The organism is Candidatus Acetatifactor stercoripullorum, assembly GCF_944382095.1.
GTDB classification, from domain to species: Bacteria; Bacillota; Clostridia; order Lachnospirales; family Lachnospiraceae; genus Acetatifactor; species Acetatifactor stercoripullorum.
Genome location: NZ_CALWMU010000019.1, coordinates 1 through 23,026, shown reverse-complemented (window position 1 = coordinate 23,026; position 23,026 = coordinate 1). Strand labels below are relative to the sequence as shown.

25 protein-coding genes and 2 pseudogenes are annotated in these 23,026 nt (G+C 46.4%); 23 read left to right on the top strand and 4 right to left on the bottom strand.

All coding sequences use genetic code 11. From position 1 onward, the window contains the following. Window positions 1-31: 31 nt before the first annotated feature. The 3 genes from SHK35_RS07355 to SHK35_RS07345 all read left to right on the top strand — a co-directional run bounded on the left by SHK35_RS07355 (window position 32) and on the right by SHK35_RS07345 (window position 2,549). Window positions 32-1,081: a PTS transporter subunit IIC gene (locus tag SHK35_RS07355; RefSeq protein ID WP_318704507.1), complete on the top strand. Its 1,050-nt coding sequence runs from the start codon at window positions 32-34 to the stop codon at window positions 1,079-1,081. Window positions 1,082-1,249: 168 nt separating this feature from the next. Next, complete coding sequence (locus SHK35_RS07350) at window positions 1,250-1,975, top strand: peptidoglycan DD-metalloendopeptidase family protein (RefSeq protein WP_318709261.1); 726 nt, start codon at window positions 1,250-1,252, stop codon at window positions 1,973-1,975. A 43-nt stretch (window positions 1,976-2,018) separates the two neighbouring features. Further along, window positions 2,019-2,549 (top strand): bactofilin family protein, encoded by a 531-nt coding sequence (locus tag SHK35_RS07345; RefSeq protein ID WP_318704475.1) that lies wholly within the window; start codon window positions 2,019-2,021, stop codon window positions 2,547-2,549. A 37-nt stretch (window positions 2,550-2,586) separates the two neighbouring features. Here SHK35_RS07345 and SHK35_RS07340 read toward each other — a convergent pair whose 3' ends face one another. Next, entirely contained in the window at window positions 2,587-2,874 is a 288-nt protein-coding gene (locus SHK35_RS07340; protein ID WP_318709260.1) for a YerC/YecD family TrpR-related protein, read from the bottom strand. A 206-nt stretch (window positions 2,875-3,080) separates the two neighbouring features. Here SHK35_RS07340 and SHK35_RS07335 point away from each other — a divergent pair, with 206 nt between their 5' ends. The 4 genes from SHK35_RS07335 to SHK35_RS07320 all read left to right on the top strand — a co-directional run bounded on the left by SHK35_RS07335 (window position 3,081) and on the right by SHK35_RS07320 (window position 5,966). Next, window positions 3,081-3,716 (top strand): DUF1836 domain-containing protein, encoded by a 636-nt coding sequence (locus SHK35_RS07335; protein WP_318704477.1) that lies wholly within the window; start codon window positions 3,081-3,083, stop codon window positions 3,714-3,716. Between the two features lie 20 nt (window positions 3,717-3,736). Then, window positions 3,737-4,456 carry a phosphatase gene (locus SHK35_RS07330; protein WP_318704478.1) on the top strand — a complete coding sequence of 240 codons (720 nt, stop codon included), beginning with the start codon at window positions 3,737-3,739 and terminating at the stop codon, window positions 4,454-4,456. Beyond that, the gene (locus tag SHK35_RS07325) at window positions 4,453-4,872 is read left to right on the top strand and encodes an HIT family protein (RefSeq protein ID WP_318704479.1); all 420 of its coding nucleotides are present in this window, start codon (window positions 4,453-4,455) and stop codon (window positions 4,870-4,872) included. The genes SHK35_RS07330 and SHK35_RS07325 overlap by 4 nt, the downstream gene beginning before the upstream one ends. Before the next feature lie 71 nt (window positions 4,873-4,943). Continuing rightward, window positions 4,944-5,966 carry an ABC transporter substrate-binding protein gene (locus tag SHK35_RS07320; RefSeq protein ID WP_318709259.1) on the top strand — a complete coding sequence of 341 codons (1,023 nt, stop codon included), beginning with the start codon at window positions 4,944-4,946 and terminating at the stop codon, window positions 5,964-5,966. Window positions 5,967-5,999: 33 nt separating this feature from the next. Here SHK35_RS07320 and SHK35_RS07315 read toward each other — a convergent pair whose 3' ends face one another. Continuing rightward, window positions 6,000-6,491 carry a helix-turn-helix domain-containing protein gene (locus SHK35_RS07315; protein WP_318704481.1) on the bottom strand — a complete coding sequence of 164 codons (492 nt, stop codon included), beginning with the start codon at window positions 6,489-6,491 and terminating at the stop codon, window positions 6,000-6,002. Window positions 6,492-6,674: 183 nt separating this feature from the next. Here SHK35_RS07315 and SHK35_RS07310 point away from each other — a divergent pair, with 183 nt between their 5' ends. From SHK35_RS07310 to SHK35_RS07260, 11 genes and pseudogenes are all read left to right on the top strand, one after another. After that, on the top strand, window positions 6,675-8,081 hold the full coding sequence (locus SHK35_RS07310; protein WP_318709258.1) for an SPFH domain-containing protein: 1,407 nt from the start codon (window positions 6,675-6,677) through the stop codon (window positions 8,079-8,081). A 77-nt stretch (window positions 8,082-8,158) separates the two neighbouring features. Further along, window positions 8,159-8,920, top strand: a complete 762-nt coding sequence (locus SHK35_RS07305) for a hypothetical protein (RefSeq protein ID WP_318709257.1) — start codon at window positions 8,159-8,161, stop codon at window positions 8,918-8,920. 13 nt (window positions 8,921-8,933) lie between these two features. Beyond that, entirely contained in the window at window positions 8,934-11,201 is a 2,268-nt protein-coding gene (gene pcrA / locus SHK35_RS07300; protein ID WP_318709256.1) for a DNA helicase PcrA, read from the top strand. Window positions 11,202-11,259: 58 nt separating this feature from the next. Further along, window positions 11,260-11,517: a DUF4366 domain-containing protein gene (locus SHK35_RS07295; RefSeq protein WP_318709255.1), complete on the top strand. Its 258-nt coding sequence runs from the start codon at window positions 11,260-11,262 to the stop codon at window positions 11,515-11,517. A gap of 18 nt (window positions 11,518-11,535) precedes the next feature. Then, window positions 11,536-13,023, top strand: coding sequence for a class I SAM-dependent RNA methyltransferase (locus SHK35_RS07290; protein WP_318709254.1), 1,488 nt, complete (start codon window positions 11,536-11,538; stop codon window positions 13,021-13,023). A 288-nt stretch (window positions 13,024-13,311) separates the two neighbouring features. Then, window positions 13,312-14,308, top strand: a pseudogene (locus SHK35_RS14200) (DUF6017 domain-containing protein). A gap of 95 nt (window positions 14,309-14,403) precedes the next feature. Beyond that, window positions 14,404-14,607 carry a helix-turn-helix domain-containing protein gene (locus SHK35_RS07280; RefSeq protein WP_318709253.1) on the top strand — a complete coding sequence of 68 codons (204 nt, stop codon included), beginning with the start codon at window positions 14,404-14,406 and terminating at the stop codon, window positions 14,605-14,607. After that, on the top strand, window positions 14,579-14,749 hold the full coding sequence (locus tag SHK35_RS07275) for an antitoxin VbhA family protein (RefSeq protein WP_318709252.1): 171 nt from the start codon (window positions 14,579-14,581) through the stop codon (window positions 14,747-14,749). Before SHK35_RS07280 ends, SHK35_RS07275 begins: the two co-directional genes overlap by 29 nt. Window positions 14,750-14,752: 3 nt before the next feature. Further along, window positions 14,753-15,637 carry a Fic/DOC family protein gene (locus SHK35_RS07270; protein ID WP_318709250.1) on the top strand — a complete coding sequence of 295 codons (885 nt, stop codon included), beginning with the start codon at window positions 14,753-14,755 and terminating at the stop codon, window positions 15,635-15,637. A gap of 12 nt (window positions 15,638-15,649) precedes the next feature. Continuing rightward, window positions 15,650-15,925 carry a hypothetical protein gene (locus SHK35_RS07265; protein ID WP_318709249.1) on the top strand — a complete coding sequence of 92 codons (276 nt, stop codon included), beginning with the start codon at window positions 15,650-15,652 and terminating at the stop codon, window positions 15,923-15,925. Next, window positions 15,918-16,223, top strand: coding sequence for a zeta toxin family protein (locus SHK35_RS07260; RefSeq protein WP_318709248.1), 306 nt, complete (start codon window positions 15,918-15,920; stop codon window positions 16,221-16,223). Before SHK35_RS07265 ends, SHK35_RS07260 begins: the two co-directional genes overlap by 8 nt. A gap of 62 nt (window positions 16,224-16,285) precedes the next feature. Here the strand turns inward: SHK35_RS07260 and SHK35_RS07255 are convergent, their stop codons facing one another. After that, window positions 16,286-16,594: a type II toxin-antitoxin system HicB family antitoxin gene (locus SHK35_RS07255; protein ID WP_318709247.1), complete on the bottom strand. Its 309-nt coding sequence runs from the start codon at window positions 16,592-16,594 to the stop codon at window positions 16,286-16,288. A 693-nt stretch (window positions 16,595-17,287) separates the two neighbouring features. Between SHK35_RS07255 and SHK35_RS07250 the strand changes: the two genes are divergently transcribed. The 4 genes and pseudogenes from SHK35_RS07250 (at window position 17,288) to SHK35_RS07235 (ending at window position 21,844) form a co-directional block, all read left to right on the top strand. After that, the gene (locus tag SHK35_RS07250; RefSeq protein WP_318709246.1) at window positions 17,288-17,602 is read left to right on the top strand and encodes a multidrug transporter; all 315 of its coding nucleotides are present in this window, start codon (window positions 17,288-17,290) and stop codon (window positions 17,600-17,602) included. A 37-nt stretch (window positions 17,603-17,639) separates the two neighbouring features. Then, entirely contained in the window at window positions 17,640-20,609 is a 2,970-nt protein-coding gene (locus SHK35_RS07245; RefSeq protein WP_318709245.1) for a TOTE conflict system archaeo-eukaryotic primase domain-containing protein, read from the top strand. 7 nt (window positions 20,610-20,616) lie between these two features. After that, window positions 20,617-20,815, top strand: a pseudogene (locus SHK35_RS14195) (recombinase family protein); the annotation flags it as partial. Window positions 20,816-21,019: 204 nt separating this feature from the next. Then, window positions 21,020-21,844 carry a Fic family protein gene (locus SHK35_RS07235; protein WP_318709244.1) on the top strand — a complete coding sequence of 275 codons (825 nt, stop codon included), beginning with the start codon at window positions 21,020-21,022 and terminating at the stop codon, window positions 21,842-21,844. On the opposite strand, the gene SHK35_RS07230 is transcribed toward SHK35_RS07235, so the two are convergent. Beyond that, a complete protein-coding gene (locus tag SHK35_RS07230) occupies window positions 21,821-22,537 on the bottom strand; it encodes a tyrosine-type recombinase/integrase (RefSeq protein WP_318709243.1) in 717 nt (238 codons plus the stop codon). The genes SHK35_RS07235 and SHK35_RS07230 overlap by 24 nt on opposite strands. A 103-nt stretch (window positions 22,538-22,640) precedes the next feature. Here SHK35_RS07230 and SHK35_RS07225 point away from each other — a divergent pair. Beyond that, window positions 22,641-23,026 (top strand): N-acetylmuramoyl-L-alanine amidase (locus tag SHK35_RS07225; protein WP_318709242.1); only part of this gene is annotated, 386 nt, incomplete at its 3' end.

Sequence of the window (23,026 nt, the reverse complement as noted above, 5' to 3'; positions counted from 1 at the left end):
AGAAAGGCAGGCCTTTGACAAAAAGGAGGTCTTGCAAAAAGTGCAGAAATGTCTGAATGAAATCTTCATTGACGGCTTAAGCGGCATGGCCCTGGGATTATTTTCCACGCTGATCATCGGCACAATCCTTGCACAGGCAGGCAGTCTCATGGGAGGCGGGCTGGGAGAGCGGCTTATTGTCATCAGCAATGTGGCAAAAACTCTGACAGGTGCCGGAATCGGCGTGGGCGTGGCCTGTAAGTTTAAGGAGGGGCCTCTGGTTACGGTGTCCGCCGCTGCGGCGGGAATGATTGGCGCATTCCCCGGCGTAACCTCCATGGAGGCCTTTGCTTTAGGCGCTCCGGGAGAACCCCTTGGAGCGTTTATCGCTGCCCTTGCGGCCATCAAAGCAGGACATCTCATAGCGGGAAAAACGAAAGTGGATATTCTTGTGACGCCCCTTTGCGCCATATTGGCAGGCGCAGTGCTGGGCTTTGTGGCGGGCCCTCCGATAACGGCTTTTATGGGCTGGCTGGGAGCCCTGGTGAACTTCAATGTAGAAAGACATCCGGTGATCGGCGGAATGATCGTATCCGTGTTGATGGGCATGATACTGACCCTTCCCATCAGCTCTGCGGCCATCGGTGTTTCCATGAATATAAGCGGTCTTGCCGCGGGAGCGGCTACCGTTGGCTGCTGTTGTAACATGGTGGGCTTTGCGGTGGCCAGCTTTCGGGAAAATAAAACGGGAGGACTCATCGCTCAGGGGGTGGGGACCTCCATGCTGCAGGTGCCCAATATTGTAAAAAAGCCGGCAATCTGGCTTCCTGCCATTGTCTCCAGTGCGATTTTGGGCCCCATAGCGTCGGCGGTTCTTGGAATGACCAGCACACCAGTGGGCTCGGGGATGGGCTCTGCCGGCTTTGTGGGACAGTTTGCAGCTTATGAGTCTATGACGGCCGGGGGAATGAGCGGCCCCTGGGCGCTTTTTCTGATCGCGGTCATGCACTTTATTCTTCCGGCTCTGATTGCTTTTGCTGTGTCGGAATGGATGAGAAGGAAAGGGGTTATTGCACAAGGAGACATGGCTTTGCAGCTTTAAAGCAAATTTGAAATTGTGCAATACATACAAAAAAAGGACCCTTTTTTAAGGAGAAATAATGTAAAACGGGAAATTTCTTTGGAAAAATGTTACAAAAATGTTAACTAAACGTTGATGTAAAGAGTCACCTGTGGTAAAATGAGGTAGTTTACCGGAGGTGACTTTTATATGGAATCCAAAAAGCATAAACGAAAGACAAACCATGTGGTAATTGTTACATCCGATGCAGTTGACGCAAATGTAAGGCAGTTTCGGATTAAACCATGGCTGCTGCAGACCATTATCGTAATTCTCTGCGTTGTCCTGGGAGCCTTCATCGGTTATTTTATTTATGAGGAGAGGATTTGGGTAGACACCTGGAAAACAGTAAATCAGAAAAATACGGAGCTGACGGATCAGATTACTCTGCTGGAGGAAGAAAAGCAGGAGCTGCAGGCACAGGTGGAAAGTCAGAATGAAAAAATTCAAATTCTGAGTGAAACGGTGAATCAAAAAACCCAGAGCGAGAGTGAGCTGGCCAGGCAGCTGGAAGAGCAGAGCCTTCCCACGGAGTTTCCGCTGACAGGTTCAGCATCCATGGAGGAGGCCCAGGAGGGCGATCCCATCTGTGTTTTCACAGCCTCGGCAGGCACTATGGTGGTAGCAGCCGCCAGCGGCACGGTGACGGCTGTCAACGACGATGGGGAATACGGGCATAATGTCTGGATCGACCATGGAAACGGATATGTGACCATTTACAGAAACCAGGGGGACGTGATGGTAAACCAGGGGGATTCTGTGGTACAGGGGACAACGCTGTTTCTGATCGGAGAGGAAAATACAACGCTTGGCTATCAGATGATGAAGGATGGCGCGTATATTAATCCAATGGATATGCTTGCCATCAGCGGTTAAGGAACGGTTTCAGGAAAAGCAAGGCTGCATAAGGAGGAAGATTATGTTGGGACAAAAGGATACGGAAGTAAAAATCAGCACCATACTTGGAAGCGACGCGGAGTGTACCGGCAATTTCAGTGCGAAGGGGTCAGTGAGGCTGGACGGGAAGGTGAGCGGAGACGTGACCGTGACAGGAAAGCTGATTATTGGTGCCACAGGTTCTGTATATGGCAATATTACGGCTGCCTCTGTTATGATTGGCGGGGAGGTTCAGGGTGATGTGAACGCCCCTGAAAAAACAGAGCTGACCTCCACAGCCAGAGTATTCGGAGACATCTCCACCAAGGTTATTGTGATCGATGAAAATGCGGTATTCCAGGGTGGGGTGAATATGAATCAGGAGGCTTCCGAAAAAAGGCAAAAGCCCAGTTCGAAGGCTGTGCGCGCGGGGAAAAAATCCGCCAAGGCTGCCATAGAGGAGGCATTAAAAGAGGTAGAGGAGGAAGCTAAGAGAGAAGAAACGGCAGCTGCATCCTTACAGGAGAATGCAGACGAGCCGGGGAATGAGGCTTCTTTGAACGATGAAGAGTAAAAAACAGACGCCATGCTGTAATGCGGGCGTCTGTTTTTTACTTTCCGATTCTGTCAAATACAAGCTCGTAGCCGTCATTTCCATAATTTAAGGATCGGTTGACACGGCTGATGGTGGCCGTGGAGGCTCCTGTTTTTTCGGCTATCTCCAGATAGGTTCTGCCACACTTAAGCATGGCGGCAACCTCGAACCGCTGGGAAAGGGAAAGCAGCTCATTGACTGTACACAGATCCTCAAAAAAAATGTAGCATTCCTCGCGGCTCTCAAGGCTCAGGATGGCATCAAACAAGGAATCTACCGCTTCTGTCTTGATTTTTTTGTTCATAAATAAAGCACCTCACCGTTTGCCTTTTTCATGGTCATTTTATCATATTAAAGTTGTAAAGTAAAGTGAGGCCGGGAAAGAATTCCTTAAATTATCGAGAAAAGATTGTAAAATAAAGTGTTGTCATGTAGTATTGAATACTATATAATATAACTGATGCGGTGCGAAAGAGGACAGCCGCAAAGAAGGAAGGGGCTTAGGGTTACATGACGATTGATTCTGACGATTTATTAAACAGCATAATGTCAAGCCTGGACAGAATTGAAGTGATCAAGCCGGAGGACATTCCCAATATTGACCTTTATATGGATCAGGTCACTACCTTTATGGATGGGAAGCTGCGTTCCTCTGCAAGATATCCGGAGGAGGATAAGATTCTTACAAAGACAATGATCAATAACTATGCCAAAAACGATCTGCTTCCGCCTCCTGTAAAAAAGAAATATTCCAGAGAGCATGTTCTTCTGCTCATCTTTATTTATTACTACAAAAACATTTTGTCCATCAACGACATACAGGCACTGCTGTCTCCCATATCCCGGCAGTTTTTCCAGAACGGAAAGGAATTCAATCTGGAAAGCGTCTACAGGGAGGTATTTGCCCTGGAAAAGGCTCAGGTGGAGGCGCTGAAGGCGGATGTGCTTGAAAAATATAAGCAGTCCGAGGAAACCTTTCAGAATGCGCCTGAGGAAAGCGGGGATTTTCTGCGGAAATTTGCCTTTATCTGTATGCTTGCATTTGATGTCTATGTAAAAAAGCTGATCATCGAAAAGATGGTGGATGGCCTGAGTGCATCTCAGGCTGGAACCGGTGGGGACAAGCACGAGACGAAAAAGAAATAAGGAAACAGGATGGAACAAAAATGAAAATGGTGATGGACCTGCATACGCATACTATGGCAAGCGGCCATGGGTACAGTACTTTAAGGGAAAACATAGAGGCTGCAAAGGAAGCGGGACTTTTGTTTCTGGGGTTGAGCGAGCACGGACCGGCAATGCCCGGCGGACCCCACGTTTTTTTCTTTTCCAACTATAAAGTGATTCCCAGACAGTATGGAGACCTGCGGCTTTTATGCGGCATTGAGGCCAATATTATGGATTATGAGGGACATTTGGACATCGACGACGCTCTCCAGGAGAAAATGGATTATATCATTGCCAGCCTCCATTTGCCCTGTGTGAAGCCCGGAAGCGTAGAGGAGAATACAAAAGCCTGCATCATGGCCTTAAAAAATCCTTTTGTAAAAATCCTGGGACACCCGGATGATTCCAGATATCCATTGGATTATGAAATGCTGGCCCAGGCGGCGGCAAAGGAGAAAAAGGCCCTGGAGGTGAATAATTCCTCTCTGCACCCCCTGTCTGCGAGAAAGGGCGGAAGGGAGAACATTACGGAGCTTTTGAAGGCCTGCAAAAAGCATGGGGTTTCTATTCTTCTGGGCTCGGACAGCCATATTTGCTGTGACGTGGGACGTTTTGACGCGGCGCTTGCGCTGATTGATCAGGTGGATTTTCCGCCAGAGCTGATCTTAAACAGGAACCCTGAGAATATCGCCAGGGTGATAAGGGAGGACAGGATATGAAAGATGTAAATTGCGGTTACTGCATGAGAGGAGAGCTGCTGGAAAAGTTTGGGATTTTTATCTGCGAGCTTAAGGTAAGCAGCCTGATTTTGTTTAAGGAGCAGAGCAAACCTGGTCGGTGCATTGTTGCCTATAAAGACCATGTTAGTGAGATCGTGGATATTTCCGAGCAGGAGAGAAATGCGTTTATGGAGGACGTAGCCCATGCGGCAAGAGCCATCCACGCGGCATTTCATCCAGACAAGCTTAATTACGGCGCTTACGGAGATACAGGCTGCCATCTGCATATGCACCTGGTGCCCAAGTATAAGGACGGGGATGAGTGGGGAGGAACCTTCCAGATGAATCCTGGAAAAACCTTTCTTTCCGATGAAGAATACCAGCAGATGATAGAGAAGATAAAGGCGAATCTATAAAACAGAAGCTGTGCCAGGCACTTTTTTGGAGGATTTTCATAGGATAAAGCAACACCATAAAGGGAGTTCCTATGAAAAAGAAATGTTTAAAAAGGGCCGGTGCGGCGGCGCTGGCCGTACTTATTGCCGCGGCAGGATTTACCGCCTGCAGCGGGAAGGAAGAAAAGCAGACGGACGGCGGGACGGAGGTTGTTTTAAACGAGGTGGCGCATTCTATCTTTTATGCGCCCATGTATGTTGCCATCGAAGAAGGATATTTTGCGGAGGAAGGGATTGAGCTGACTCTGGTCACCGGGTTTGGCGCCGACAAAACCATGACGGCGGTGCTCACAGATCAGGCGGATATCGGGTTCATGGGCAGCGAGAGCACCATTTATACTTACGTGGGAGGCACTCAGGACTATGTGGTGAATTTTGCCCAGCTGACACAGCGGGCCGGTAATTTCCTGGTATCCAGGGAACCGGTGGAAAATTTCACCTGGGATATGCTGAAAGGCAAAACGGTGCTGGGCGGCAGGGCAGGCGGCATGCCGGAAATGGTATTTGAGTACATTTTAAACAAAAACGGTATTGATCCAAAAGCGGATCTGACCATCGACCAAAGCATCGATTTTGGGTCCACGGCAGCGGCCTTTTCCGGCGGCCAGGGGGACTACACGGTGGAGTTTGAGCCTCATGCCACGGCGCTGGAGGAAAAGGGGGACGGCTATGTGGCAGCCTCTCTGGGGGAGGATTCGGGTTATGTGCCCTATACCTCCTTTTCTGCGAAGAAAAGTTATCTGGAGGATCATCCGGAGATTGTGCAGGCATTTACAAACGCACTGCAGAAGGGAATGGACTATGTGGCTTCCCACACCCCGGCAGAGATTGCGGAGGTGATCGCGCCTCAGTTTCCTGAGACAGAGCTTGCAACCATCACCACCATTGTGGAACGGTATCACAATCAGGATACCTGGAAGACAGACCTTATTTTTGAGGAGGAGTCCTTTATGCTTCTGCAGAATATTCTGAAGGATTCCAAGGTGTTAGAGGAGACGGTTCCTTACGAGGACCTTGTGACTACGGAATTTGCCAAAAAAGCAGCCAGTCAGTAAGAGATTTTCATAAAAAAACATCCGGCGGACGTTTCAGGTATCGTTCAGCCGGATGTTTTTTATAGCCCAAAGCCGCAGGGCCTTGGCGTTGGTGCTGATTTTTTCAAGGGAATCTAGGATGGCCTGAAAGGCCTTCTGCTCACTGGCCTCAATCACGCCGTCCTCGGAGATGGCAATCAGGGAGGCCCTGAGACTGTCGATGTCCTTAAGGGAACCAAGCACCTTAAGCGCCAGTCTGTCAAAGTCATCGATGGCCACTTCCTTTACGCTGTTGCGTCCCAGGGGACATTCCCTTGCACAGTAAGAGTTGGACAGCTCCGGTGTATTGTACACCTTAGACATGGCCTTGACCTCTTCAGGGTAAGGGGCGATGGTGTCCAGCTCAATCCGGGCAAGACGTGTTCTGTCGATGCCTAAAAGCTCAGCGGCCTTTTCCCGGCTGGTAAGAGCCTCATTTTCCTTTGCGGCCTCGGAACGTGCAAGATAATACATATTATCTGCAGCCTTTGTAGCTTTTTTTCCCATAGTGATATCATTCCTTCGTGGTAAAATTAATGAGTCGGATGTAAAAATCGTACTCTATCAGTTTAGTTGAAAAAGATGCGTTTGTAAAGAATATTTATGAAAATGGTTGAGCGGCGCATTGAAATTTGCTAAAATGATGAGGAGGGGTATTTACTCCAGAATAAAAAAGCGGAGGATGTGCAAATGGGATTAATTAAAGCGGCAAAGGATGCCATCGGCTCAATGATGGCGGATCAGTGGCGGGAGTATTTTTACTGTGACTCTCTGAATAATGACACACTGGTTGTAAAAGGACAAAAGAGGGTTACAGCTGGAAGAAACAGCAACACAAAGGGAGTTGACAATATCATTACCAATGGTTCCATCATCGCGGTAAACGAGGGGCAGTGCATGCTTCTTGTAGATCAGGGTGAAATCACGGATTTCTGCGCGGATGCAGGTGAATTTGTCTATGATTCCTCAGCGGAGCCCAGCCTTTTTTACGGAGGGCTTGGGGAAGGGCTGAAGAATACCTTCAGCAGTATCGGCAAGCGTTTTACCTTCGGCGGAAACGCGCCCAGGGACCAGAGGGTTTATTTTATCAATACCAAGGAAATTATGAATAATCTCTTTGGAACGGCAAGTCCTATTCCGTTCCGGGTGGTGGACGAAAATATTATGCTGGATATGGATGCTTCCATCCGCTGTAATGGACAGTATTCCTTTAAGATTGCGGATCCGCTGGTATTTTATAAGAAAATATGCAGCAATGTGTCTGAAAGCTATACCAGAACAGAGCTGATGACGCAGATGAAGTCGGAATTTTTAAACGCTTTGCAGCCGGCCTTTGCAAAGATTTCGGCTATGGGTATCCGTTATAGTATGCTGCCCGCCCACAGCATGGAAATTTCCAATGCGCTGCGGGAGACGCTTTCCGTACAGTGGAGGGATCTGCGGGGCATTGAGATTGTCACGGTAAGCATCAATTCGGCCACCTTGTCTGAGGAGGATCAGGAGTACATCAAGGAGCTTCAGAGAGAGGCTACGGGAGCCAGCGACAGAATTGCCAGGGCGAAGATGAACACGGCCAGAGCGGAATCCCTGGTGGGCGCTTCCCAGAATGCAGGCGGCGCTCTCGTAGGATTCATGGGATTGAACATGGCGGATGCCATGGGAAGCACCATGATGAACCGGATGGGAATGCAGGACCCGGGCGCTCCGGCCATGGCTGGAGGAGCCGGAGGCATGATGGGTGCCATGAATGCAGTGGGAGCCGGACTGGGTATGCAGGCGGCAGGCGCAGGCACTCAGATGGCGCAGAACCAGGGTGCTGCTGCTGCGGTGCCGGGATGGACCTGTTCCTGCGGCACTGTAAACCAGGGGAAATTCTGTACCAACTGCGGACAGCCAAAGCCCTCCCAGGCGGGATGGACCTGTTCCTGCGGCACCGTAAACCAGGGAAAATTCTGTATGAACTGCGGTGCAAAGAGGCCGGAAGGCGCTCCGATTTTTAAGTGTGACAAATGCGGCTGGGAGCCGGAGGATCCGGCGCATCCCCCTAAATTTTGCCCGGAATGCGGCGATATCTTTGACGACAGCGACAAGCGTTGATGTAAGTATATCGCAGCAGTATGCCCTGTGGGATTTCTGCGGGGCGTCTGCTGCGACTTTTTTTGGGAGACGGACAAGTGGACGGTAAGCAGATTGGTGTAATAGTGATTCTTCTCTTGATTTTAGCTGTCATAGTGATTTTGTTTTATGTTTTTATCAGGATACGCAGAAAGGTGCGATACTACTCCCGGATGCTGTTTGGAACAGAGTCCCTGGTGGACGGCGTAAAGAGCATGGAACGGGAGGAGGAGCTTACGCCCAAGTCTGTGTCCTCAGCCACGGGCTTGTATCTGCCCTCTATTCTGCAGGATTTTCCAGGGTTTCATTATGAGGAGATGAAGAGCAGGGCCGAGAATGTGCTGCTTTCCTATTTGAGAAGCATAGACGCCATGAATGAAGGACTTCTCACAGAGGGAACCAGCCAGTTTCGAGAAAATCTCAGGCTGCGGATTGGCGCGCTGCAAAAAGCAGGGCTTCGAGAGCATTTTGAGGAGATGCAGCTGCACCGGATGGAAATTTACCAGTACCGCAGGCAGCGGGAACGCTGCAGTATTGTTTTTCAAGCGGCAATAGGGTATATTCACTATGTGGAGAAAGACGGCAGTATCACGGAAGGCCAGAGGGACAGATTGAAACAGAGCAGATACAATATAGAAATGATCTATATCCAGGACAGAAGTGTGATAGATGATCTGGGCGGGGACGGAATCGGCTTAAACTGTCCAAACTGCGGATCCCCTATTTCGGGAGTAGGAGCCAAAAGATGCGCCTACTGTGACAGCCTTATTGTGGAATTTAATATCAAAACCTGGAATTTTTCCTCGGTAAAGGAAGTGTGATGAAGGAGAGATTATGAGCATATATGATACATTAAACCGGGAGCAGAAGGAGGCTGTGCTAAAGACGGACGGCCCCCTTCTTCTGCTGGCGGGAGCGGGAAGCGGAAAGACCAGAGTGCTGACCCACCGGATCGCATATCTGATTGACGAAATGGGAGTGAACCCGTGGAATATTCTGGCCATTACCTTTACCAATAAGGCGGCTAAGGAGATGCGGGAGCGGGTGGACGCTCTGGTGGGCTTTGGCGCAGACCAGATATGGGTCAGCACCTTTCATGCAGCCTGTATGCGGATACTGCGCAGGCACATCGACAGGCTGGGCTATGACAATCACTTTGCCATTTACGATACGGACGACCAAAAGGCGGTGATGAAGGAAATCTGCAAGCGGCTCAATATAGATACCAAAACCTATAAGGAGAGGACCCTTCTCGGGGCTATCTCCTCCGCCAAGGATGAGCTGGTGGATGTGAGGGAATACGAGATAAAGGCCTTCGGCGATTATGTTATGACTGTGACTGCAAGGGTTTACAGAGAGTATCAGGAAACCTTAAAAAAGAATAACGCCCTGGATTTTGACGATATTATTGGAAAGACGGTGGAGCTGTTCAAAAGCTGTCCCGAGGTGCTTAACTCCTATCAGGAGAGATTCCGCTATATTATGGTGGACGAGTATCAGGATACCAATACGGCACAGTTTGAGCTGGTACGGCTTCTGGCGGACAAGTACCGGAATCTCTGTGTGGTGGGAGATGATGACCAGTCCATCTATAAATTCAGAGGAGCAAACATCCGCAATATTCTGGATTATGAAAAGGTTTATCCGGAGGCCTGTGTGATCAAGCTGGAGCAGAATTACCGTTCCACCCAGAGCATTCTGGATGCGGCTAACGCAGTGATCAGCAATAATACGGGCCGGAAGGAGAAGGCGCTTTGGACGGATAAGGGAGCCGGGAGCCTTGTTCATTTCCGCCAGTTTGACAACGCCTTTGAGGAGGCGGAGTTTATTGCGGAGGATGTGGCCCGCAGAGTAAAAAAGGGAAATGCCGGATACAAGGACTGCGCGGTGCTCTATCGAACCAATGCCCAGTCCCGCCTTTTAGAGGAGCGGATGATTCTGGAGGGAATTCCCTACAATGTGGTGGGTGGCGTAAACTTTTATTCCAGGAGAGAGGTTAAGGATATTCTGTCCTATTTAAAGACTATCGACAACGGTCAGGACGATCTGGCTCTCAGACGTATCATCAATGTGCCCAAGCGCAGCATTGGAGCCACCACGGTAGAAAGGGTGGCGGATTATGCGCAGATGCGGGGAATCAGCCTCTTTGATGCCATGACCCAGGCGGATCAGATCATGAGTCTGGGAAGAGGGGCGGGCAAGCTTGCGCCTTTTGTAAGGATGATCCGGGACTTCCGGGAAAAGTCCAAGGACTGCACCATTGCGGAGCTGATCGGAGAAATTGTGGAGCAGACGCAGTATCCGGAATATTTAAGGAGCGAGGATGATGAATCCGCTGAGGACCGCCTTTCCAACATAGATGAATTGATCACCAAGGCGGTGGCCTATGAGGAAAGCCATGAGACGCCCAGCCTGTCAGAATTTTTGGAGGAGATTGCCCTGGTGGCGGATATCGACAATGTGGACGGAAGCGACGAGCGGGTGCTGCTGATGACCCTTCACAGCGCCAAGGGCCTGGAGTTTCCCTTTGTGTACATTGCGGGGATGGAGGACGGCTTGTTCCCCAGCTATATGACTATTATGTCCGAGGATCCTTCCGATCTTGAGGAGGAGAGGAGACTGGCCTATGTGGGAATCACCAGAGCCAAGGAGGAGCTGACGCTGACCTGTGCCAAAATGCGCATGATAAGAGGGGAAACCCAGTATAATCCCATCAGCCGTTTTGTGAGAGAAATTCCCACGAAGCTTTTGGACAATTCAGTGCCTGCTTCCAAAACATTCCGTGAGACCATTCCGGAGGTGTTTGACTTCAGGCCCAAGGCAACGCTGCGGCCAAAGGTGACGGCCAAGGCGGACAAGCCCTACATAGCCAGGGGAATCGGCAGCTTGAACCAGCTGGCAGGTATTTCCAAGGGCGCGCCGGCTCAGTCTTTGGAGGAGTTGGAGTATGGCGTGGGAGACAGTGTGAGACATGTAAAATACGGACAGGGCACTGTGCTTAAGATCGAAAAAGAGCCCAGGGACTATAAGGTGACGGTAAATTTTGAAAAAGCCGGGCAGAAAATTATGTATGCTTCTTTTGCAAAATTGAAAAGATTGTAGTAATTTTTGATGGAATGTGGTATCCTATAATTAATTTCTGAGAAAGGCAGGTAGGGTTATGAGCAAGCTGGAAAATATGATGGATATGGTTAAACTCAATGATCTTTTGGGAAAAAAGGAGGAGAAGAAAAGCTGCAACGTTTTGCTGTGGGTGCTGGCTATCGTAGGAGCGGTAGCAGCTGTTGCGGCCATCGCGTACGCGGTGTATCGTTATTTTACGCCGGATTATCTGGAAGATTTTGAGGAAGATTTTGAGGACGACTTCGAGGATGAAGAGGACGATGATGATTTCTTCGAGGACGAGAGCGAAAAATAACGGATTGAAGGAAGCGGCATGAAAAAAGGACAGGTATACGAAGGGATTGTAGAGAGGGTGGATTTCCCCAACAAAGGAATCGTGAAGGTGGGGGAGGAAACCGTCGTCGTAAAGATGAGCCTGCCCGGACAAAAAGTGAAGCTTGGCGTAAATAAGGTAAGAAAAGGGAAGGCGGAAGGCCGTCTGCTGGAGGTGATGGAAAAATCACCTCTTGAGACAGGCCATCCGTGTTCCCATTTTGGCGTGTGCGGAGGGTGTACATACCTTTCCCTCCCCTATGAAGAGCAGCTTCGGGTGAAGGAAGGCCAGGTGAAAAGGCTTTTGGATAGTGTGCTTTCCAGACAGGATGGGTCTTGGAAATGGGAGGGCATTAAGGGCAGTCCGAAGGTGTATGAGTACCGCAATAAGATGGAATTTTCCTTTGGGGATGAGTATAAGGAGGGGCCTCTTTCTCTTGGCATGCACAAGCGAAACAGCTTTTACGATGTGGTTACCGTGGAGGACTGCAAGCTTGTGGATGCGGATTACAGGCTGATACTGCAGGAGACGAGGGACTTTTTTGCAAAAAGGGGTGTTACCTTTTTCCACAGATTGACCCACAAGGGATACCTGCGGCATCTATTGGTGCGCAAGGCTTCAAAGACGGGGGAAATTTTGGCGGCGCTGGTGACTACCTCTCAGGAGCCATGGGGTGAAAGCGGAGAGGCATTCACAAAGGAAGCCGCTGATGTGAATCTTCAGGAGACATTCCAAAAGGGGAGCACTGATGTGAATCTGCCGGAGGAATTTGCCCAGATGCTTCTGGGACTTGAAAAGGAGGGCAGACTGCAAGGCTCTCTTGCGGGTATTTTGCACATTACCAATGACTCCCAGGCTGACGTGGTAAAGAGCGACAGGACGGACATTCTTTACGGCAGAGATTATTTTTATGAGGAGCTTTTGGGGCTTCGTTTTAAGATTTCCGTATTTTCTTTCTTCCAGACCAATTCTTATGGAGCGGAGGTTCTTTATGAGACGGTCCGGGAGTATATCGGTGATCTGGGACGCGGCTTGAGCGGAAAAGCTGCTCAGACGGTGTTTGATCTGTACAGTGGGACGGGAACCATTGCACAGCTGATGGCGCCTGCGGCAAAGCAGGTGATCGGCGTTGAGATCGTGGAGGAGGCCGTGGAGGCCGCCAGACGAAACGCTTTGGAAAATGGTTTGGACAACTGCCGGTTCATAGCGGGGGATGTGCTGAAGGTTTTGGATCAGGTGGAGGAAAAGCCGGATTTGATCATTCTTGATCCTCCCAGGGACGGCATCCATCCCAAGGCGCTGCCTAAGATCATTGCCTATGGAGTGGAGCATATCGTCTATATATCCTGCAAGCCCACCAGCCTGATAAGGGACCTGGCTGTGTTTTTGGACAATGGCTACCGGGTGGAGCGGGCTGTGGCAGTGGACCAGTTTCCGTGGACTGGGAATGTCGAGACGGTGGTGGGACTACAAAGGATAGATACTTAGAAATCCTTGAATTTACGCACTTTGTTGAGTTTTTCAGTTGCAATGATGTGGATGAAAACCGCAAGGAAAAAATGCTTGTGACGAAGATAACTGTAGTCGCAGCAATAGACCTGGACACGGGGAATACAAAAAATCCTGAAAATGAAAGTAAATAGAGGCCTGCCGGAGGAAACGGCAGTTTACAGGGATGCTTTGAGGGAAAGTGTCCCTGTTTTTTTGCCGGGGCACTGCGCCGCAGGGATATTTTTAGATTGAAAACAGGAAGCAGCGGAAAGGAGTCTGGCCAGGATGGGAGAGGGTTTCAAATTTGATTATTATTATGGCATGGAGGCGGAGCAGTTTTCCTTTTACAGGGTGCCCCGGCTTCTGATAAAGGATAAGAGGTTCAAAGGGTTATCCAGCGACGCAAAGCTTCTTTACGGGCTGATGCTGGACAGGATGGCCCTGTCCATGAAAAACGGCTGGCTTGACCATCAGAACCGGGTGTATATCCATTATACCGTTGAGGATATTATGGAAGATCTGGGATGTGCAAAAGCGACCTGCGTAAAAGTGCTTGCAGAGCTTGACAGCAGGAAGGGAATCGGCCTGATTGAAAAAAAGAGACAGGGACTTGGCAGGCCTGATATCATTTATGTCAAAAATTTTGTTGCGCCGCAGCCTCCTGCAGATCATGAGGAGCCTGCAGACAACAGCCCGGCATCGGAGCAGGAGACTGAACCGGAGAGCATGCCGGAAAACCCCGCAGATGCTGATGTTTCCACAGAAGTTCAAAATTTGAACCTCTGGAAGTTCAGAAATTGAACCTGTGGAGGTTCAGAAATTGAACCCTAATTATACTGATTATAGCTATACTGATTTAAGTCATATCAATCAATCTGCCAGTCAGGATGTGATGGAGGATATCAATGCCTGTATGGAGCTGATCAGGAAGAATATCGAGTATGAGCATTACATGAACCATGCTGACCGGAAGGACAGGGAGCTGTATAATGAGCTGTATGAGCTGATCTGCGAGATTGTGTGTGTGCCCCGCAGAACGGTAAAGGTTAATGGGGAGGAATATCCCTATGCGCTGGTGAAGGCAAAATTCCTGAAGCTGGACAGTTCCCACCTGGAGTATGTGATCAGCAGGATGCGCAGCACAGCAGCCAGGATAACCAATATCAGGGCATATATGGTGACAGCCCTTTACAATGCGCCAAGCACCATGAATCATTACATCCAGCAGGAGGTGCTGCATGACATGTACGGGGGAGGATGGAAAGAAAAGGGGATTGTGTAATCCATGCAGTCCGCAGGATATGCACCTTGAAATATCACTCAATGAGTGGTATAATAAGTACAGGAAATAAATTCAGAATTGAGGAAGTGAAAAAAATGACGGTGCGGGAAGCAAGGCGTCTGTGCGGCCTGACACAGCAGGAAGTAAGCAGCCTGCTGGGCATCCCAAAAAGGACGCTGGAAAACTGGGAGACAGGGCTGAGGGAGCCGCCGGAATATGTTGAGAAACTGGTTGTAGAAAAGTTATTGTCTTTAAGCGGGGAGAAGAGCAATGAAGAAAGAAGAGGAAAGAAAGATTAAAAACGTGGCAGCAAGCATGGCCATGGAAGGAATGGAGCTCAATGAAGAGGAAACAGACCGCATGCGGAGATATCTGCGCGGCCAGATTACAATGGAAGAAGCAATGGCCGAAATAGACGGCATCTGCTTTTCTGGGAGATAAGATATGCAGATTGAATCGGAAGGGCATGACAGGATTTATTGTTATGAAAGGTCAAATGTATTAATAAATAAACCGGGTATCCGGGACAGCCAGAGGCTCGCGGATTATGAGAGGAAAAAGAGCAGCATGAGGCTGCTTGAATTAGCAGGAAGCCCTGCCAGGGGAAACCTTGACTATAAACATCTTAAGAAAATCCATAAGGCCATATTTCAGGATATTTATGAATGGGCAGGGAAGGAAAGGACTGTTGACATAGCAAAGTCAAATTTGTTCTGCAGGGCCATGTTCCTGAATGATATGGCTTCGGATATTTTTCGGAAATACGCAGAAGAAAATTATCTTCTGGGATGCACGAAAAAGGAAATATGTGAGCGCCTGGCATTTTACCTTGGAGAAATTAATGCCCTTCATCCCTTCCGGGAAGGGAACGGCCGCAGCCAGAGGGAATTTATCAGGTGTGCAGCGGCAGCTGCCGGATATGAGCTGAACTGGAGCTGTGTAGAGCCGGAGGCGATGATGGAGGCAAGCATAGAATCCTTCAGCTGCAGGTACTCCGGCATGATACAGCTGCTGCAGCAGAGCACCAGGCAGATGTCATACAGGGAGCAGCTGCAGGCTGTGGAGCAGATTGCAGATAAAAAGGGGCCGTTAGGCAGAGCCTGCAGAGAATACTTCAAGAAGATACAGCGGATCAGCAGCGAGCTGAAAAAAGAGGGTTATCCTGTGGATGACAAAATTATCCGGGGAATAGAAAGGCTGGAAAAGCTGTCTGGAAGGGAGATAAAAGGAAGGGAATTTCATCATTTCAGACCAGAATCGGATGAAGCTGGGAAGATATGGGGACAGCTGAAAAAATTTATGGTAAAAGTAGAGGTTTTGGAAAGGTAAAAGGAGACAGGGATGCAGAGCGTTAAAGACTGGCCGGATGGCCGTGTGGTTGAAATGATTTCCATACTAAAGGAGTTTGTTATGGGGGTCAGTGCGAAACTGTACAGGCATATGGACGAAAACGGGATTGATGAACATGGAGATTCCTTTGAAGCGGTTACCGCAAGGCATATGAGCAGCCTGTACAATAAGGTGCTTGAACTGGATACCATGAAAGAGGCGCATATCATGCTGGGGAAGGTTCAGATAATCAATGAAATCATAAAGGACATAACCCAGGATGAATGACAGGACAAGCTATACACCGGAGGAATTCCAGGCAGCCTTTGCCAGAATTTATGAAAGCGCAGCTGCGGGCAGGACACCGCAGGAGAGGCCGAAAGCATTCCTGCTGGGAGGCCAGCCTGGAGCAGGAAAGTCTGCCTTGTTAAAACTTTTTTCTGGTTTTTTACAGTATGATGCTGTCACAGTGAGCGGAGACGACTACCGGCAGAGCCATCCCCGTTTCATTGATACAAGAACAATAGAAGCTCTTTGTAACTATTTAGACTGTCAGCCAGAAGATTTAATGGAATCAATCTTTTGAATCAAAGCTTCCTGCAGAACCTGTGAAAAATTCACTCCCAGAGAGACGGCTTCTTCATTCAGCTACTCAGGAATAGTAAGGGTTTTCTTCACAGCCCTGGAACTGTTCCTTTTTTTATAAGAGAGTAAATCGAATTCAACTAATACGCAGAAAGAATCTGCATCAGCATTATAAGGCTCACTTGGAGGAGGAAGCTCTTGTTTTTCTGTCGCCATGGTGGTGATAGCCAGCCCAAGGGCTTCCACAGCCATTTCATAGGTCTGCTGCATATCGTCTCCCTGGGTCACACATTCTGGAAAATCAGGGAAAGTAATCCAAAATCCCCCTTCTTCTGCTTTATGAAAAATTGCCGGATAAAATAATTTATTCATACCTGCCTCTACTGGTAGACGGCTGGGTTGTCTTAACCCAGCCTGTTTTAGTATTGCTTGCTAATATAATAACACGTATTGGCACGTGTGCCAACAAAATTTGTAGTAATACATGCTTCTATTTCTTATGTGCCTGCCCCCCATTTTTAAATGCGTCAGCCCAGCAGCTGGAAAAACTATGCAGTGGAAGCTGGCGTTAGAGAGGTGACATCATGTCACCTCTTCTGTTATGGGTCGGATAGACCCAGTTGAGTACGTTGGAGTTTCTCAACAGAGAAACGGAAACGTGCGAAATATAAACCACCCGCTATGCGGGTGCGCGGCGATTGTTAGAAGAAAAAAGGAGCCATTGCTCCATAGATGAATACGGTATTTCCGGATAAATCTGCAATAGTATTATATGCAGTTGGTGAGTTTTTACGTTAAGTGTTAGCTTGAAAGATATGGTTTACACTGATTTGATTCCTGAAAGAAAGTCTTCGACTCTCCTCACCGTGCTTTGCAGTGCAGTTCCCTGTAACAATTATAAACAAAGTGGTGGGAGGCGCACACCATTTTTCATGACTATTTGTGCCGCCAGCTTCAGCGGCGGAATGGATGATTAGATTGAGAAATAGTTGGAATTGACATATAATTGCGTTGGGACAATGGCAAGACGTATGAAATTAACTTATAAGATTGGAGGCTGTTTACATGGAAATTCCCAAAAGCGATTGGAAATTATTCAGAATGTGTATTGTTGATTGGCAGGAAGCGTATATGGAACGCTTGGTTAAGGAATATATGGATTTATTAGAAGGCGAAGAGAATGCTTCAGATAAGTTCTGGAAGCTGGAAGAACGAATAAAAAAGGATAAAAAGCATCCGGGAGTAATACTCGAATTAAGCAAAGGGAATATGATTTTCGATATTGTGACATTGATTAATAGTGGTGTGATTACAACTGCTGATTTGGCAGATTTCAGTGATGAATTAAAAGAAAGTGTGGATTTTATTTTATGTAGGTAACAGGGGATTATATACATAGGAATTGCAGGTGATATTTGTGAATATAGAAGCATATGATGCGGAGTCTTTAAGAAAGCTCGTCAGACTTCTTGAATATGAAAATCGGATATTAAAAGAAAAACTGAAAAAAGAGAATATTCCGTATGACGAGGTCAATCCTTTTGAAGAGACGATAGGAAATGCGGAAGAGTACGATCCAGACCAAGGAGAGCGTATTGTTAATCCGCCCTATATTACAGAAGAAATGGCACAGAAGTTTTTTGCCATGTTTTGGGGACGGGAGGATGTTTACGCAAAGCGTGGTAAAAATGGTGGTTATTTCCCACAATGTGATAATAGATGGGATGCAAGACTTTGTCCAAAACAACGGGGTGAAAAGGCTTTCTGTGACGAATGTGAAAATACCAAGTGGACACGCTTGGATGTAAAGAAAATTATTGCACATTTGTTAGGGTACAAAGAGGATGGCTCAGATGTAATAGGTGTATATCCGCTGTTGCCCAATGGGATGTGCAGATTTATTGTATTTGATTTTGATAATCATGAAAAAGGCGCAGAGGCAACAGATTTTGCCAATACGGATAATGAATGGCATAAGGAAGTAGATGCTCTTAGGAAGATGTGTGAGATAAATGGTATTAAGCCATTGGTTGAGCGTTCTCGCTCCGGTAAAGGTGCTCATGTATGGATTTTCTTTAAGAAAGCAATACCGGCTTCTGTAGCCAGAAATTTTGGATTTCTGTTACTAGATAAAGGTTCTGCATCTATTAACTTAAAATCTTTTCATTACTATGACAGAATGTATCCGTCTCAGGATGTGGCAAGCAGCATCGGTAATCTGATTGCATTGCCCTTACAGGGACAGGCACTAAAAAATGGTAACAGTGCATTTGTGGATGAAAACTGGAATGCCTATCCGAATCAGTGGGATGTTTTGCTGAATAAAACAGAAAAATTAGGTATAGAGGATATTGAAAAATATATGGTGAAATGGCAGGCAGAGTTGGCAGAAAGCCGGGGAACGCTTGCTGGTACCGATATAAATAACAGACCAAAGCCATGGAAGAAGAAATGTGAGTTTGTCAAGGCGGATGTTGTTGGCAAGCTACATATGGTGCTTAGTAATGGTGTTTATATTGACACGCTAAATCTTATGCCGAGAATACAAAATCAGATTCGTAGTCTGGCTGCTTTTGATAATCCGGAATTTTATAAAAATAAGAGACTGGGATATTCCAATTACTATAATTTTAGTGCTGTTTATTTGGGTAAAGACGTTGATGGGTACATACAGGTTCCAAGAGGTTTAAAAGAACGTATTATTGAGGAATGTAATAAAGTCGAAATTACTGTTGATATCTCTGACCAAAAAGAAAAAGGACGCCCGATCAGAGTTTCTTTTAAAGGAGATTTGAGAACGCAACAGGAGTTGGCGGCAGAGAAATTATTGACATATTCAGATGGTGTATTAAGTGCTGCAACCGCATTTGGTAAAACGGTTGTGTGTAGTTATCTGATTGCGGAACGCAAAGTAAACACACTTATTTTGCTACAGAGTAAGGATTTGCTGAATCAGTGGGTGGATGAGCTGAACAAATTCTTGGAGATTAAGGAAGAACCTCCGGAGTATGAAACCAAAACAGGCAGGAAGAAAAAGAGAGACAGTGTTATAGGTATTTTGCATGGCAGTAAAAATACTTTGACTGGTATTGTAGATGTTGCCATGGTTGGTTCTATGTATAGTAAGGGTAAATTTAATGACCTGATTAATTCTTATGGAATGGTAATTATGGATGAGTGTCATCATGCGGCATCCAATACATCTATGGAATTATTGCAGAAAATCAATGCAAAATATGTATATGGAGTTTCTGCGACGCCGAAGCGTGGAGACAGCTTAGATAAAATTATCTATATGCTACTTGGACCGCTTCGCCATAGATTTACGGCATTGGAGAGAGCACAGGAGCAAGGAATAGGTCATTATTTTGTTCCGAGGTATACAAGAGTTGTGGACAATGCAGACAGTAAAGATGACATTAACAAGGCTTATAGTCTAATTAGTACAAGTAAGGTACGTAATGATATGATTATAAGTGATGTGAAGAAAAGTATTGTGTTGAATCAGACTCCGGTTATATTAACCAGATTTAAGGAGCATGCAAAACTTTTGTATGATGCGTTGAAAAATGAAGCTGACCATGTATTTCTTTTATATGGTGATAATTCTGACAAGGAAAATGCAGAGATACGAGTAAAGTTAAAGCAGGTTCCTAGAACAGAAAGTCTTATTTTGGTTGCAACCGGACAGAAGATAGGAGAAGGATTTGATTTCCCAAGGCTTGATGTATTGATGCTTGCTGCACCGGTATCTTTTGAAGGGCGTCTGGAACAGTATGTAGGAAGATTAAATCGTGACTATGAGGGTAAAGAGGCTGTTTATGTATATGATTACATTGATGCCCATGTGAGATTTTTTAATAAAATGTACGGCAAAAGGTTGAAAACATATAAGCGTACCGGATTTTCCATATGGACGGGTGATGAACATACTAAGCAGATAATTAATGCTATATATGACTCTGGTAATTACACGGAAAAATTTGAGCAGGATATTGTAGAAGCGGAGAAATCAATTGTGATTTCCAGTCCGGATATACGACAGGACAAGATTGACAGATTGTTATTATTAGTAAAAGAGCGTCAAGAAAAAGGTGTATATGTAACAGTCATCACGACAGAACCGGAAGAAGTGGTTTATGGCAGTGCGGATGTATGTTATGGGTTGATAAACGAAATGAAACAAGTGGGCATAAATGTAGTAACAAAGGCAGAGGTTGAAGAAAGATTTGCTGTTATAGATGATGAATTGGTATGGCATGGCGGTATGAATCTGCTTGGTAAGGTGGATATATGGGATAATTTAATGCGTATCAAAAATCATCGGGTGGCGGCAGAATTATTAGAGATTTCACTTGGTACTACAACAGAATCTGAAGGAGACTGATAACCATATGAAAAAACAACAGAGATGCTACATCTACACCTGTGTATCCACCTCCATGCAGGTAGATGGTTACAGCTTAGATGTGCAAAAGGATAAATTGCATAAATACGCTGATTACCAAGACATGATTATCGTAAGGGAATACTCTGACGAAGGTAAATCTGGTAAAAGTGTGGAAGGTCGTCCACAGTTCCAACAGATTCTTAAAGCAATCAGTCTTTATTTAAAGGCTGTAGAAAAGGGAAACATCTATGCCCTGTTAAGACAATTATTAAATAGTTTGTCTCAGGCAAAGGACAGGCAGACAAAATAAATGAACATGAATTCAGGACAAAAAGCAGGCAGGTGCAGAAAGAGGAATATCTGCACCGTAATTAGTGGTTTCAGCCCGTGTTGGGAAAGGAAAGAATATGAGTGGTTACTTTAAGCAGGAACATGAAAAAGACCGGAGAAAGAGGAAGGAAAACTGGGAGCTGGCAATCGGCCTTCAGCAGGTTGACAACCTGGTTCCTTCAGAGTACTTAATCGAAGCAGCAAAGCAGAATATACAAGGAGAGATTTCTTACGAGAAGGTGCACCAGCTTTTGTACAGCCGATATGGCCATGGAGCAAAGGAAGATAAAGCAGACGAAAGGCAGATGGAATGTGATATTGTTTCTGCCAGAATATCTGACTACTTGAGTAATTCTTCTTTTACGCTTTCACCGGAAACTTTTAGAAGCATACATGAATTTTTGTTTAAGGATATCTACGATTCTGCGGGGAAATACCGAAAATACAATCTGAAAAAGAAAGAGCCGGTTCTGGGTGGGAGAAGTGTTGTATATGCAGATTTTAGAAGTATAATAACACTTTTGGACTACGATTTTAAGGAGGAAAAGGAATTCAGCTACAGGCAGGTGAAAGATAAAAAAGGCATACTGAAAAGAATTGCGGTTTTTTCTTCCAACATATGGCAGGTGCACCCTTTCATGGAGGGAAACACAAGGACGACAGCCCTCTTCATGGAATGCTATTTAAACGCTATGGGATTTCATCTGGACAATCAGTTTTTTGCTGAGAATGTGAAATATTTTCGTAATGCTCTTGTAAGGGCAAACTACGCTGATTTCAGCCAGGGGATTTATGCAGAACCAAGTTATCTGCAGGCTTTTTACGAAAATCTGCTTTTTCAGGGCACACATAAATTGAAAAACAGAGACCTGATTATATCAGAATGTCTGGAGAGGGAATAAATACGTTTTAGATATGCAGAGAGCTCTGGAGCAGCAGCTTCCAGGGCTCTCTGCATATCTGCAGTTTCGGGCCATATGAGAATCATCCAAAGGATATCTATCTCCACAGGACTTTTCTGAACCTTCTAAAGCAGCCAGCTTTTTAAAAAGAGTTTGTTTTAAGGCGGGAGTAAACTCCAGATATTTAAACGTGTTTTCCGAATTTTTATGACCAAGCCAATATTGGACATCATTCACATCGAATCCTGATTCAATCAGCTCGATTGCCCGGCTGTGCCTGAGTACGTGCATATGCCATTTATATTGAGGGATGGCATTGGTCTGGCTGCAGTAGTACTTCATCAAGGCATCCATTCTTTGCCTGGAAAAGGGGAACCCTTTTTGGGATACAAAGAGATTTTGGGAGACGATAGATAAATTTTCCCTTTCATCAAGATAATCATTCAGCGCTTTGCGGACATAAGGATCTACAATCATTAAAGTATTTGAGTTAGACCCTTTTAACCGCTGGCAGTACAGGGTGGAGGAGCTGCGGTCATAAAAACCAAGCTTTAAATTGCTGATCTCGGATGCACGCAGGGCGCAGTATTTGGCTACTTCAAAAATGGCTATGTTGCGTTTCCTGTGTCGGCCCTCCTCACGATAAATTTGTTTGAACAATAGTTCTTTTTCTTCTGCATTAAAGTATTTCATGGCACTCTCCTTTTATAAAATTCCCATGATTTTATTAAAAAATAAAAACGGGTCAAAGTAACTATTTTGTATTGTTTTTTATTCTATTTTGAGTAAGAAGGAGTTGGAGTCATTTGGTATCGTTGTGGTAACCACAAGGACAAATCAGAATACGGACAGAGCATTGTATGAAAGAGGTGCGGCTTCCAAGGGCTGTAACCTCTTTATTTCTGTCCATTCCAACGCTGTGGGCAATGGTGTAAACGAAAATGTGGATTATCCGGTGGCATATGTCCTTTTAAATGGAAGCAGCACGGATATTGGTCTGAAGCTGGCAAAGGTTGTGGAAGCAGTGATGGGAACTGCCCAGAGTGGAAGAACCGCAACACGTCAGGGGACAAACGGAGAATACTATGGTGTGCTTCGTGGCGCGAATGCAGTAGGAACACCGGGTATTATTCTGGAGCATTCATTCCATACAAACACCAGAGCAACAAAATGGCTTTCCAG

Excerpts from the sequence above, each read along its gene's own strand:
- SHK35_RS07350 (WP_318709261.1), top strand. The coding sequence starts at position 1,250 with ATGGAATCCAAAAAGCATAAACGAAAGACAAACCATGTGGTAATTGTT.
- SHK35_RS07345 (WP_318704475.1), top strand. The coding sequence starts at position 2,019 with ATGTTGGGACAAAAGGATACGGAAGTAAAAATCAGCACCATACTTGGA.
- SHK35_RS07340 (WP_318709260.1), bottom strand. The coding sequence starts at position 2,874 with ATGAACAAAAAAATCAAGACAGAAGCGGTAGATTCCTTGTTTGATGCC.
- SHK35_RS07335 (WP_318704477.1), top strand. The coding sequence starts at position 3,081 with ATGACGATTGATTCTGACGATTTATTAAACAGCATAATGTCAAGCCTG.
- SHK35_RS07330 (WP_318704478.1), top strand. The coding sequence starts at position 3,737 with ATGAAAATGGTGATGGACCTGCATACGCATACTATGGCAAGCGGCCAT.
- SHK35_RS07325 (WP_318704479.1), top strand. The coding sequence starts at position 4,453 with ATGAAAGATGTAAATTGCGGTTACTGCATGAGAGGAGAGCTGCTGGAA.
- SHK35_RS07320 (WP_318709259.1), top strand. The coding sequence starts at position 4,944 with ATGAAAAAGAAATGTTTAAAAAGGGCCGGTGCGGCGGCGCTGGCCGTA.
- SHK35_RS07315 (WP_318704481.1), bottom strand. The coding sequence starts at position 6,491 with ATGGGAAAAAAAGCTACAAAGGCTGCAGATAATATGTATTATCTTGCA.
- SHK35_RS07310 (WP_318709258.1), top strand. The coding sequence starts at position 6,675 with ATGGGATTAATTAAAGCGGCAAAGGATGCCATCGGCTCAATGATGGCG.
- pcrA (WP_318709256.1), top strand. The coding sequence starts at position 8,934 with ATGAGCATATATGATACATTAAACCGGGAGCAGAAGGAGGCTGTGCTA.
- SHK35_RS07295 (WP_318709255.1), top strand. The coding sequence starts at position 11,260 with ATGAGCAAGCTGGAAAATATGATGGATATGGTTAAACTCAATGATCTT.
- SHK35_RS07290 (WP_318709254.1), top strand. The coding sequence starts at position 11,536 with ATGAAAAAAGGACAGGTATACGAAGGGATTGTAGAGAGGGTGGATTTC.
- SHK35_RS07280 (WP_318709253.1), top strand. The coding sequence starts at position 14,404 with ATGACGGTGCGGGAAGCAAGGCGTCTGTGCGGCCTGACACAGCAGGAA.
- SHK35_RS07275 (WP_318709252.1), top strand. The coding sequence starts at position 14,579 with ATGAAGAAAGAAGAGGAAAGAAAGATTAAAAACGTGGCAGCAAGCATG.
- SHK35_RS07270 (WP_318709250.1), top strand. The coding sequence starts at position 14,753 with ATGCAGATTGAATCGGAAGGGCATGACAGGATTTATTGTTATGAAAGG.
- SHK35_RS07265 (WP_318709249.1), top strand. The coding sequence starts at position 15,650 with ATGCAGAGCGTTAAAGACTGGCCGGATGGCCGTGTGGTTGAAATGATT.
- SHK35_RS07260 (WP_318709248.1), top strand. The coding sequence starts at position 15,918 with ATGAATGACAGGACAAGCTATACACCGGAGGAATTCCAGGCAGCCTTT.
- SHK35_RS07255 (WP_318709247.1), bottom strand. The coding sequence starts at position 16,594 with ATGAATAAATTATTTTATCCGGCAATTTTTCATAAAGCAGAAGAAGGG.
- SHK35_RS07250 (WP_318709246.1), top strand. The coding sequence starts at position 17,288 with ATGGAAATTCCCAAAAGCGATTGGAAATTATTCAGAATGTGTATTGTT.
- SHK35_RS07235 (WP_318709244.1), top strand. The coding sequence starts at position 21,020 with ATGAGTGGTTACTTTAAGCAGGAACATGAAAAAGACCGGAGAAAGAGG.
- SHK35_RS07230 (WP_318709243.1), bottom strand. The coding sequence starts at position 22,537 with ATGAAATACTTTAATGCAGAAGAAAAAGAACTATTGTTCAAACAAATT.